Origin of the sequence: Pelistega ratti (assembly GCF_009833965.1) — a bacterium.
Taxonomy (GTDB): Bacteria; Pseudomonadota; Gammaproteobacteria; order Burkholderiales; family Burkholderiaceae_B; genus Taylorella; species Taylorella ratti.
The window spans coordinates 1,466,817-1,479,648 of sequence record NZ_CP047165.1; the positions used below are offsets into that span (position 1 = coordinate 1,466,817).

Below are 12,832 nucleotides of genomic sequence, written 5' to 3' on the forward strand. Positions count from 1 at the left end.
ATGGCTTTTAAACCATACCGTTTTAATATCACCATTACCGCCCTTTTTAAGCAGAACGGTAAGGGTTGGATTAGATAACTGCGATAGCGTTATCGATATACACTACATAACCGCCATCATTGCTGTTATAAGCAGTGTAAGTATGGCCTTCAACGCCATTCTCAGCAGAGCCATTTACGGTGTTAGTAGATTTAACAAATCCACCTAGGCTATCAGAGCCGTCTCCACCTAGATCTACTGTATCGCCCGTAGCACCTGAGATGTAAAGCACTTTATCATCATCACTGTTATTCACGAGATCTGCTAATCTCAATTTAACAGTTTGTGCAAGTGACTCTGTCATATCAATGTGTTCAAAACCTCTGATACCTTCATCACTAATGTGATCCTTAATACCATTGCTTGCTAAATCTACGGTAATACCGCCTTTCAACACTAATGTATCTTTGCCTTCACCACCAAGGATAAGACCTTGGTTTTCCCTTTTGCTTGTATCATAGTTTGAATTTAGCTCAACTATATCATCGCCTGCACCAGCCTTAATACTCCATTTATTAGCATTTGACAGGTTTGTCACATCTAAATTACCTAATTTAATGGTGTCATTACCTTCGCCAGTTTGAATATCTTTCAGACCATCGATACTATAACCTTTGGTTTGAGATAAATCAACGATGTCATTACCTGCCCCAGTGTTGAGGGTAACTTCACCAAAATAGCCATCGGAAATGATTGTAATCGTATCATCGCCACTACCTGTGGTGATTGTAGCTTGGCTTAACCATTTTCTCGGATACTGTTTGCTACCGATGTTCAGTACGTTATTACCATCACCTAAGTCGATATTAACATAGGCAGCTGGCACACCATTCACACCCTGATTAAGTGTTACGATATCATCACCGGAACCCGCTTTAATGGATGTTAAGGCATTTGCTGCAGTCGCTAATACCTCTTTCTCTACGGTTAAGGTGTTATTCCCCTCACCTAAGTCGATCTTGCCACCGGTTTGGAGACGACCACGAATAATTACCGTATCATCGCCTTCACCAGTTTTGATATTAGCGTTACTTTGTACATGACCACGGATAGTTACAGTATCATCGCCTTCACCAGTATTGATATTAGTGTTATTTTGTACATGACTGCCCACAACAAGAGTATCATTACCATTACCTGTATCAATTAGGGCCGTATTACCAGTAACAAAACCTGAAACTTTAACAAGGTCATTACCGTCTCCTGACTTGATGGTTGAACGATCCACATTACCACTCACCTGAATTCTATCATCACCGGCACCGCTATCAATGGTAGAAGTTACTAAGTTCATACCACGTGGTAATGCACTTAACTGATCAATCGTATCGTAGTGGCTATTTCTTCCTACAATGATAGTGTCATTACTTTCATCAGTCTTCAACATACCCTTAGTAATTGAGCCTGTTGGTGCACCTGGGTTTTTCTCAACTATTTTCTTAATAAGAGCATCAGACAGAGCACCTGTAAATGTACGACCTGTGATAATGGTATCAGGATAGTTATGCGGTTGATCATCGTCACTCGTATCAATTACCGGTAGCTCTTTATCCTCTAATGCGTCTAAGCAATTTTCAAAATTATCAGCTATAGCTTTTGGTAACTGAGCTTTTGCATCTTCAACTGCTTTTGCCGCATCCGCTTTTGCTTGTTTAGCTTCTGATAACTCTTTATTGAATTTGTTTCTCTCAGCTGGAGGATAAACACCAGTATTATAGTTCACTTTCTCCAATGCGGTATCATAAGCTGCTTCCATCTCCTCATATTCGGCTTCAGCTTTCGCAACTAAATCTTCAAGATCGCTAATAAGTTTTGCGATTGAGTCCTTAATACCATCACTGTCTGCATCGTCCACTGGTGGAACTTCTTCATTTTGGATGGCATCAACACGATCTTGTAGCCCGCCTTTCGCTGATGCAGTATCCGGTAGAGCTTTAACTGCGTCATCTGCGGCTTTTTTAGCTGCTTCAGCTGCATCTCTAAGTCTTGTTAGATTCTCTACTTCAGATGGGTTAATCGCATCATCTGCTTTAGCTGCGTCAAGAGCTGCTTTATAGATCTCAGCCGCTTTTTCTGCTTCCGCAACAAGCTCTTCTGCGTCTTTAAGTGCTTCTGGGGTCGGGTTCACTGCGTCAATCGCGGTTTTACCGTCATCTTTCGCTGTATCTACCGCTTCTGTGCTGTCCGCTTTGTCGATGTTGTCTTTCGCTTTCTCTAACTCAGCGTCTGTGCTTGGTGTCGGGTTAATCGCGTCAATCGCCGCTTTACCGTCATTTTTCGCACTGTCTACTGCGTCTTTATCGGCTGCGTTGTCGATATTCTCTTTCGCTTTGTCCGCTTCTTCATCCACTTTCGCTTTCGCCGTATCTTTCTCTTCTTGAGTTAGATCCGGATTGTTGTCAATTGCGTCTTTCTTCGCTTGAGCAGCATCGTCGATCTCTTGCTTCGCGTCGTCTTTCGCTTTCTCTAACTCAGCGTCTGTGCTTGGCGTCGGGTTAATCGCGTCAATCGCGTCTTTACCATCATTTTTCGCCTGGTCTACCGCGTCTTTGTCGGCTGCGTTGTCGATATTCTCTTTCGCTTTGGTCACTTCGTCTTCAACTTGCTTAATCGCTTCAGCTTTCTCTTCGTCTGAAAGTTTGTCATTGTTGTTAATTTCATCTTTCTTCGCTTGCGCTGCGTCGTCGATCTCTTGCTTCGCGTCTTCTTTCGCTTTCTCTAACTCAGCGTCTGTGCTTGGCGTTGGGTTAATCGCGTCAATCGCCGCTTTACCTTCATCTTTCGCACTGTCTACCGCGTCTTTATCTGCCGCGTTGTCAATAGCGTCTTTCGCTTTGTTCACTTCGTCTTCAACTTGCTTAATCGCCTCGGCTTTCTCTTCGTCTGAAAGTTTGTCATTGTTGTTAATTTCATCTTTCTTCGCTTGCGCTGCGTCGTCGATCTCTTGCTTCGCGTCTTCTTTCGCTTTCTCTAACTCAGCGTCTGTGCTTGGCGTTGGGTTAATCGCGTCAATCGCCGCTTTACCTTCATCTTTCGCACTGTCTACCGCGTCTTTATCTGCCGCGTTGTCAATAGCGTCTTTCGCTTTGTTCACTTCGTCTTCAACTTGCTTAATCGCCTCGGCTTTCTCTTGCTCTGAAAGGTTTGGATTGTTGTTAATCTCGTCTTTCTTCGCTTGCGCAGCATCATCGATCTCTTGCTTCGCGTCGGTTTTCGCTTTCTCTAACTCAGCGGCTTCATCTGTGCTTGGCGTCGGGTTGATCGCGTCAATCGCCGCTTTACCGTCATTTTTCGCTTGATCTACCGTCTCTTTGTCCGTCGCAGCATCAATGGCATCTTTCGCTTTGGTCGCTTCGTCTTCAACTTGCTTAATCGCCTCGGCTTTCTCTTCGTCTGAAAGTTTGTCATTGTTGTTAATTTCATCTTTCTTCGCTTGCGCGGCGTCGTCGATTTCTTGCTTCGCGTCGTCTTTTGCTTTCTCTAACTCAGCGGCTTCATCTGTGCTTGGTGTCGGGTTAATCGCGTCAATGGCGTCTTTACCGTCATTTTTCGCTTGATCTACCGCATCTTTATCCGCAGCGTTGTCGATCGCGTCTTTCGCTTTGGTCGCTTCGTCTTCAACTTGCTTAATCGCCTCGGCTTTCTCTTGCTCTGAAAGGTCTGGATTATTGTTAATCTCGTCTTTCTTCGCTTGCGCGGCATCGTCGATTTCTTGCTTCGCGTCGTCTTTCTCTTCGGCTAATGCTTGATTACTATTATTATCAGTGTTACCGCTGTCACTACCGTTATTATTCGCATCAGGATTTTCTACTGGTTTAACGTTATCAACACGATCTTTTAAGTCACCTTTTTCTGCAACATCATCAGGTAACGCATTCACCGCTTCATCAGCTTTATTTTTAGCTTCTTCTACCGCTTTATTAGCATCTTCGATTGCTTGTTTTTCATCTGGCGTAATTACACCGTCAGACTTAGCATCTTCTAAGACTTTTTCGGCATCTTTTTGGGCTTGCTCTGCCTCTTCTACCGCTTTAGTAGCATCTTCAACTTGCTTGTCAATCGTATCGTCACGACCGTTATTGTTGCTATCGTTCGCTTCCGGTACGTCAACTGGGTTCACGTTATCCACACGCTCTTGTAAACCACCTTTCTCTGTTACAGAATCAGGTAATCCTTTCACTGCTTCATCTGCTGCTTTCTTCGCATCTTCAACCGCTTTGTTCGCTTCTTCGATCTTCGCTTTTTCTTCAGGCGTAATCACACCGTCCGCATTCGCGTCATCTAATATTTGCTTAGCATTTTCAGCAGCTTTTTCAGCTTCTTCTACAGCGCTAGTCGCTTCATTCACTTGTCGATCAATAGCATCATCGCGACCATTATTATTGGTATCATTATTATTACTACCGCTGCCACCGCTACCGCCACCACTACTTGCCGCCGCAGCAATAACACCAGCTAACGGAAGCAATGCTAATAACCACCATGGATTAAATGCCCAAAAAGCGCTCGCTAATTCTTCTCCGCCTAATGCTTGTGGTGCAACGGCTTGATCCGCTAATAAGCTAACAGCATCCGCTTGTGCCCAGACTCTGGCACATACGCATAGATATTACCATTTTCATGCTGACCAACAAGTAAGTTACTTGTTTCGCCCATTTCATCTTGGTAATAATCTTTAATAATAATATCTTCTTTTGAATCACCATCTTCCAAGAAGATTTTTAAATCTTTTCCATCACGTTGTGTGACGATATTTTGAGGGCCTAAGCCTGTTGTATCATCAATCAGTTGATAATTTGAGTTTTCTCTTGCATTAATCACTAACGTCTCACCAGGATTAACTTGATGAGATGCAACTACTTTTTTTGCACTTAATACTTTTAAAGTTGTTGACATAAGTTTTTATTCCTTTTTACTTGTTACCGTAAACTGTAATTTCAACACGGCGATTTGGTTGGTTACACTCTTGTTTAGCCACACCGTTTAAACTGGCACAATGCGTTACCACAGGTTGGTTTTTTCCATAACCTACTGCTTCAATCGGTAAAGTGATACCCGCATTTTGTAATGCTTTTTTAACTGTCTCTGCACGTTGCTGAGATAATCTTTGGTTATAACTTGCTGTACCTTCTGGGTCTGTATGCCCACTTACAACGACTTTAGTTGCTCCAGCAAGCGTAGCAATTTTTGCTGAAAAATCAGCAATTTCTTTTTTACCTTGAGGCAAAATGTCTTGATAGCTAGATTTATTAAACTTAAATAATGCTCCAGCTCCTAACTCTGCATTTGCTAATACCACTTCGCCACAATGCGTTTTCACACGAGAAAGCGTTTGTGTTCCTCTCGGTAATTTCGCAATAACCTGCTCTGCAATTGCTTTTTCAACTCGTACAAAACTTAACTCACCATTAACATCTTGACTCACTTTCACATAGGTCACTTCATTAACGGGTGATGTGTAATATACCCCTTGAGTACGATTACCAAAGCCTGGCAATGTAAAAGATGATGTCATAAGATTTCTTGTAGCACACACTGCTACTGTGCTATAGGCATTTGGTAATAATGATGCTTGGTAATCACCATTAACATAGACATTAACTGCTGGGCCTTGCACATCATCTTGACGATAAAAAACAACCATTGATTGGTTTTCAGCAAGTTGTGGTTGACTTATATTAGGAGCATCAAAATTATGCCAAACCTCTAATGGTTTAGTCATATCTCTTGATGTGGCACACGCTGTTAAGGCTAATGCCAAGCTAGCACCAACAAGGGTTCTTTTCATATAAAAACTCCAATAACTAGTTTTCGATTAGGTTTCAATTATTGATTTACTCTTTATTTATAGAAATCACAGTAATGATTTCTTGCTATTGCCCTTTGTTTACTGTATAAAAACTAAACAGTAAACTGAAAAAACAAAAAGGATAAACCAAAACGGTTAAAACCGCTTTGGTTTATCCTTTTTAAGCATCTATATCGTCTTAATACGCTGTCTGCTGTCTAAAGCCATTATTTCCTTACTTTTTGGATATGTCAATTTTAAGTTTGAAGATTTTAGTAGAAATATTAATTAATATCCAGACATATTGCTTTTTATTATATTTTTATGATTTTATAAATTTTTTGTAGTATTTATAAACAACTATCATAATTAAGTGAATCTCTATTGTTTTATTTTTATCTGTATCATCAACAAAATTTATGATAGAAAGAAACCCTAAGTAAATAGAAGAACTATTGGCTAAATTTTTAATATAAATAGTTATTTTTAGTATAAGCCAAAGAGATAGAATATCCCCATTCTGTAATAAAAAAGTTACTTATGCAAAGTAACTAAATTTCACCTACCCACTACTCCCACTTAACCAAATACTATTTAGTATTAGTAAAATATCCTCTTCTTTTTTACATACGAACTTAAAAGATTTTTACCATAAAATAAAAAAGCCTCACAAAACTGTGAGGCTTTAAATCTTGGTGCCGGCTACAAGAATCGAACTCGTGACCTTCTGATTACAAATCAGCTGCTCTACCTGCTGAGCTAAGCCGGCGATAAAATAGAATTATATAGAGTCTTCTTTTATTTAGCAATACCTTGTGTTAAAAAACAACAAATTTAATCCACTAAACGGAAAGGATTGACTCTTTTTGTTGTTTTTTCGTCTTTTTGAGGTGTTTTTTCTACCTTTTCTTGAGGAGCAGTAGTGTTACCCTCATAACGTGTTACCTCAAACCCCATCCCTTCTTGTGTTTCGCGTGCATAAATAGCTAACACAGCAGTAATAGGAAAACTCACCATTTGGGCAACACCACCAAAACGAGCAGTAAAACCGACCCACTCATTATCCATAAAGAAGTCTTTAGTCGCTAAAGGCCCTACATTTAGGGTAATATCCCCATCACGGACATATTGCATAGGTACACGACAGTGTTCATCTACACGCACAACAATATGCGGTGTATAGTTCTGATCAACACACCAATCATAGATTGCTCGTAGAAGATAAGGCTTCATACTGGGTGGTAGCATAGTCATTTCCCTCAAATAATTATTAGCGACGCATCACTTTTTCTGAAGGAGTCAATGCTTCAATAAAAGCAGGACGAGAGAAAATACGCTCAGCATATTTTTGTAATGGTGCCGCACTCTTAGGTAACTCAATACCATAATAGTCTAAACGCCAAAGCAATGGCGCCATTGTAATATCTAACATTGAAAATTCATCACCCAACATAAAACGATTCTTAATCATTAATGGTGCAATTTGTGATAAACGATCACGGATAATCGCTCGCGTTTTTGTCAATAGTGCTTCATCTGTGCGTTTACTACGATCCTCAAGCACAGAGACATGCACAAAAAGTTCACGCTCAAAATTATGCAAAAATAAACGCGTACGCGCACGCATAATAGGATCAGCAGGCATAAGTTGTGGATGAGGAAAACGCTCATCAATATACTCATTAATAATATTTGACTCATAAAGAATCAAATCTCGCTCAACCAGAATAGGAACAGTACCATACGGATTCATTAAAGCAATATCTTCTGGTTTATTAAATAAATCAATATCTTTGATTTCAAAATCCATGCCTTTTTCATAAAGCACAAATCGGCAACGTTGAGAAAATGGACACGTTGTACCTGAGTAAAGTACCATCATAGTGTAGCAGTTCCTTTCTAAAAAACACTTTTCAGCAAAATCGCTGACAATAACCCTCCTATTCTACAAGAAACACCCCTGCCATTACCACTCAATCTAGAGCATTAAAGAAAATACTCTACCTATCTACAAATATCAGCCATACAATAAGATTATTTATCGATAAAAACCACAAAACCCTACCCAATAAAAGACCATTTCTTATTGCACCATTTAAAACACTATATCGGTTTATATATAAACAACAAAAAAGGGTGAATATAAATATCCACCCTCCGGTCTTCGTCATTGGGTCACCCTAAAAATATTTTTGACAAATAGCCAACAATTCTTGTTGTTCTTTATCCATTTCTAAAAGGACTTTTTGCTTTTGTTTTAAATCAGGAAGCATAATATCAACCTGATACATAGTTTGTGTGATTTCACTTGCCCGTTTTAACGAGAGTGTAGAGTGTTCCTTTTTTAAAACCGTTTCCAATGTTTTACTGATACTATAGGCAGCAAATACTAAAGCAATATGAGCACGAATTCGATGTTCTAAACGGTGGTAAATAGGACGTATCCGTAAATCTGTTTTTGAAATACGGAAGGCTCGTTCTATTTGCCATAACTGTCCATAATGGGCGAGTAATTCTTTAGGGGGTAATGTTGTATTCGTTATAAAACCTTTTAATCCATCCCATCTTTTATCTTGTATAAATTTTTCATAATCAATCTCAATACTGAGTTCTCCTTGCAAGCGTAAGTATTTATTGTATCCTCTCTTATTAAGATGTCCCTTTGTCAATTGTCCTGTTCGGATACGTTTCTCTAAGCGTTCAAGCCCCTTTCGGCGATTATCTGCATCACGATAGGCTCTCTCATGGCTGTAATGCACTATTAAACGCTTTCCCTCTTTATCTAATTCAATGATTTGATTATCATTATAGGGATAGTAAGCAAGCATAGCCTGTTTCAGTTGTTCATTCTCTGATTTAATTCTTGCACCAATAATATATGGATAGCCAAGGGTTTCTAAGTGGATAAGATTGTGTTTGGATAGTAAACCACTATCAGCAACCACTACTGGCTTATGCAGATTAAATTTCTGACGTATTCGCTCAATAAAAGGAATTAACGTACTCCCCTCATAGCTTTTACCCTCATAAATATCATAGGCAATAGGATAACCCTGCTGACCCACCAACAACCCCAGATAAATCTGAGGATGTGTATGTTTGCCTACCTTAGAGAACCCTGTACGACGTAAATCATCCTCATCTTCCGTTTCAAAGTGTAATGTTGTCATATCATAGAACACAATATGAATTTGATTATCTAACATACGTTTTGTATGCATAAAAGAAATTTGCTCTAACTGCTCTTTATATTTGTCTTCTAATTGATCTAAAAAACGATAGATAGCACTAATTTCTAATTGAACCCCTTGGTAACGTTCAAGATAACTGACGGTTTTCAGTTTACTTAAAGGAAAGGTTAGGCGAGCTAAGACAAGATGACGAAATAGGTCATTTTTGATTTGATTAAAACCAATCCAATCATAGATACGTCCAAAAATAAGCTCTGGACCAGCCATACTGACATCACTATTACTGAGTGTTTGAATCATTTTTACAATCTGTTCATCTTGCTCTGTCATCAGTAAGGAGGGTTGGTGTTTGAGTTCATCCATGTAGTGTTGGGCTTGTAATTTTAGGGCTTCTATTTCTGGACGCTTTGTGGCGGAACCCATTGTTTTAAGTAAAACATTACGTCCATTTTCTTTGCTAAGTATTTGAATACTAACACTTCCTGATTTATTTTTCTTCTCTCGAATAAACATGGAATATATCTTGGGTCACCCTAAATCACCCTCTATTTTAACCTAACTTATTGATTTTAAACAAAACTAAATGGGTGACCCGAAAAAAGTGACGAAAACAGGAAAATACTCTACCTATCTACAAATATCAGCCATACAATAAGATTATTTATCGATAAAAACCACAAAACCCTACCCAATAAAAGACCATTTCTTATTGCACCATTTAAAACACTATATCGGTTTATATATAAACAACAAAAAAGGGTGAATATAAATATCCACCCTTTTTACTTACCTTATCGGAAAACTATTTAACATGCTTCCAGTATGATTTATTTAATTGCCACATCACACCGAAGAAGATAAATAAGAAGGCAAGTACCCAAATACCCAATGTTTTACGGAACTCTTGTTGCGGTTCTGCCATCCAACCCATGAAAGCGGTTAAATCAGCAATATCTTTATCGTACTGAGCTTGTTTCTCTTTATCCAAATAGGTTATTTCTGCATGACTAGACGCATGACCTTTAAAGTCTGTTAAGACTTTATCACTCACAACGGATTTATAGCCAGCAGTATCAACCTTAGAAATCGTCTCATGCCATTCCTTAGTACCGTCTTCTTTCTCTACTTCATGTACATCAGTAAAGGTAACTTCTACTGGACCTTGGCGTTCCCATAAAGGATTAGGCATACCTGCATTAGGGAATACAAGGTTATTCCAACCTAAATCACGCGATTTATCACGGTAGAAAGTACGAAGATATGTATAGATATAATCTGTACCGGGTTGACCTAAGTTTTCTGCTTTTGCACGTGCCATTAATGATAAATCAGGAGGTGCAGCACCAAACCATAATTTAGCATCGTTATGACCCATTGCAATCGTCATTTTATCGCCCACTTTTTTACCAGTGAACATGAGATTATCAACGATTTGATTTTCCGTTAAACCAATTTGCGTTAAATTGTTATAGCGCAATAAACTCGCACTATGACAGTTCATACAGTAATTAACGAACAATTTAGCACCGTTTTGTAGTGCTGCTTGGTCATTAATTTTGACAGGGGCGACATCCCAAGGATGACCACCTTCAGAAGCCATTACAGGACTTGCTCCAACAGATACCACAAGAAGTAAGGCACCTAAAATCTTTTTAATCATGATGTTAATTCCTTAAGTATCTTAGTGAGGGCGATAAGTTACACGTTCAGGAACTGTTTTAAATGTACCCAAACGACTCCAAATTGGCATAAAGAAGAAGAATGCCAAGTATAAAATAGTACCCACTTGCGAAATAATATTCAGCATCGGTGATGGTGATTTTGTACCAATAATACCTAAAATCACAAAGTTAATGATAAAAAGACCATAAATCAATTTGTGCCAACCTGGACGATAGCGAATTGACTTAACAGGCGATTTATCTAACCATGGGAGGAAACCAAGGATAACCACTGTACCACCCATCACTACAACACCCCAGAATTTTGCATCAAAAATACGGAGTGCAACAGCCACAACCACTAAAACAGCAGAGAAAATAAATTTCCAAGGCGCTTTAACATTTTTGCTAAAGAAAATACCTACGGCAAAAATTAAAGCAAATGCGACCAATGCCCATGTAAACTCATCAGTTGTTGCACGCAACATTGAATAGAATGGGGTGAAATACCACACAGGGGCAATATGAGGAGGTGTTTTAAATGGGTCTGCTGGTAAGAAGTTATTAGACTCTAAGAAATAACCACCCATTGTCGGCGCAAAGAACATAATCGCTGCAAAGACAATCAAGAAACCTGCCACACCTACCATATCATGGACAGAATAGTATGGATGGAAAGGAATACCGTCTAAAGGACGACCATGTGCATCTTTTTTCGCTTTAATCTCAATACCATCAGGGTTATTAGAACCAACTTCATGAAGCGCAATAATATGTGCTACCACAAGTCCAATTAACACCAATGGAATCGCAATCACATGGAATGCAAAGAAACGGTTTAGGGTTGCATCAGATACCACAAAATCACCACGAATCCATACAGAAAGGCTTTCACCCACAAATGGAATCGCAGAGAATAAGTTTACAATTACTTGTGCACCCCAGAATGACATTTGACCCCAAGGTAAGAGATAACCAAAGAAGGCTTCTGCCATTAAACACAAGAAGATGGCAACACCGAAAATCCACACGAGTTCACGTGGTTTACGGTATGAACCATAGAACATTCCTCGTAGCATATGTAAATACACAACCACAAAGAACATTGACGCACCCGTAGAGTGCATATAACGAATAATCCAACCATAGGGGACTTCGCGCATAATGTACTCAACCGATGCAAACGCTAAATCCGCATCAGGTTTATAGTGCATTACCATAAAAATACCAGTCACGATTTGAATCACTAACACAAGTAGTGCTAATGAACCAAAAAAGTACCAGAAATTAAAATTTTTAGGAGCATAATATTCGCTAAGATGCTCTTTCCAAAGTTTACTTGCAGGGAAACGTTGGTCAATCCAACCTAACAATCCCGTCGTTTCTACAACTTTATCGCCGGCCATGTTAAAGGCTCCTTAGTTAATGAGGCAAAACTAGCCTGCCGCTTGTTCCAAACCTACCATAATTGTATTGTCATCAACAAAATAATATGGAGGGACTAAAAGATTATCAGGGGCAGGTTGGTTTTTGAAAACACGACCCGCTAAATCGAATTGCGAACCATGGCAAGGACATAGGAATCCGCCTTCCCAGTTGGCAGGCATACCTTCTGCGCCACCCATGGCGAAACGAGGAGAGGGTGAACAGCCCAAGTGTGTACAAATCCCCACACAGACGAACCATTGCTCTTTACGAGAACGGTGTGTATTTTTCGCATATTCGGGTGTATAACCTGGACGATCTGAGTTAGGGTCAGCCAAGAACTGATCAATTTTGGATAAACCAGCAATCATTTCTGGTGTGCGATGTAAAATCCACACAGGTTTACCCTGCCATTCTGCAGTGACCATTGTTCCTGCGGGAATAGCACTCAGATTAACAGAAACGGGCGCTCCTGCTGCTTTAGCACGATCTGATGGGTTCATTGACGCAACAAACGGTACAGCAGCAGCTACACCTGCTACGCCACTCACAGCACAGGCTGTGCCTAGCCAAAAACGGCGCGAAGGGTCTTCAGGTAATACGTCTGGAGAAGACTGACCTTCTTGTTGATATAAATTTGAATCCTGACTCATTATCGATCCTTATGATATTGCCAAGGTGTAAAAAAAATAAAATCTTAAAGCAAATTTTAACGCAAAATTTACTTA

9 protein-coding genes and 1 tRNA gene are annotated in these 12,832 nt (G+C 39.6%); all 10 read right to left on the bottom strand.

What is annotated here, in order from left to right; translation table 11 throughout:
* Positions 1-70: 70 nt before the first annotated feature.
* Positions 71-4,507: a DUF1542 domain-containing protein gene (locus F9B76_RS06320; protein ID WP_159991345.1), complete on the bottom strand. Its 4,437-nt coding sequence runs from the start codon at positions 4,505-4,507 to the stop codon at positions 71-73.
* Between the two features lie 86 nt (positions 4,508-4,593).
* On the bottom strand, positions 4,594-4,935 hold the full coding sequence (locus F9B76_RS06325; protein WP_159991346.1) for a hypothetical protein: 342 nt from the start codon (positions 4,933-4,935) through the stop codon (positions 4,594-4,596).
* Between the two features lie 16 nt (positions 4,936-4,951).
* On the bottom strand, positions 4,952-5,827 hold the full coding sequence (locus tag F9B76_RS06330) for an OmpA family protein (protein WP_159991347.1): 876 nt from the start codon (positions 5,825-5,827) through the stop codon (positions 4,952-4,954).
* A 693-nt stretch (positions 5,828-6,520) separates the two neighbouring features.
* A tRNA-Thr gene (locus tag F9B76_RS06335) sits at positions 6,521-6,596 on the bottom strand.
* A gap of 65 nt (positions 6,597-6,661) precedes the next feature.
* Positions 6,662-7,075 carry a ClpXP protease specificity-enhancing factor gene (locus F9B76_RS06340; protein WP_159991348.1) on the bottom strand — a complete coding sequence of 138 codons (414 nt, stop codon included), beginning with the start codon at positions 7,073-7,075 and terminating at the stop codon, positions 6,662-6,664.
* A 22-nt stretch (positions 7,076-7,097) separates the two neighbouring features.
* On the bottom strand, positions 7,098-7,709 hold the full coding sequence (locus F9B76_RS06345) for a glutathione S-transferase N-terminal domain-containing protein (protein ID WP_159991349.1): 612 nt from the start codon (positions 7,707-7,709) through the stop codon (positions 7,098-7,100).
* A 298-nt stretch (positions 7,710-8,007) separates the two neighbouring features.
* Positions 8,008-9,531: an IS1634 family transposase gene (locus tag F9B76_RS06350; protein ID WP_159991350.1), complete on the bottom strand. Its 1,524-nt coding sequence runs from the start codon at positions 9,529-9,531 to the stop codon at positions 8,008-8,010.
* Positions 9,532-9,820: 289 nt separating this feature from the next.
* Positions 9,821-10,678: a cytochrome c1 gene (locus tag F9B76_RS06355; protein ID WP_159991351.1), complete on the bottom strand. Its 858-nt coding sequence runs from the start codon at positions 10,676-10,678 to the stop codon at positions 9,821-9,823.
* Between the two features lie 21 nt (positions 10,679-10,699).
* Complete coding sequence (locus F9B76_RS06360) at positions 10,700-12,085, bottom strand: cytochrome b (RefSeq protein WP_159991352.1); 1,386 nt, start codon at positions 12,083-12,085, stop codon at positions 10,700-10,702.
* Positions 12,086-12,115: 30 nt separating this feature from the next.
* Positions 12,116-12,757, bottom strand: a complete 642-nt coding sequence (gene petA / locus F9B76_RS06365; RefSeq protein WP_159991353.1) for a ubiquinol-cytochrome c reductase iron-sulfur subunit — start codon at positions 12,755-12,757, stop codon at positions 12,116-12,118.
* Positions 12,758-12,832 lie beyond the last annotated feature (75 nt).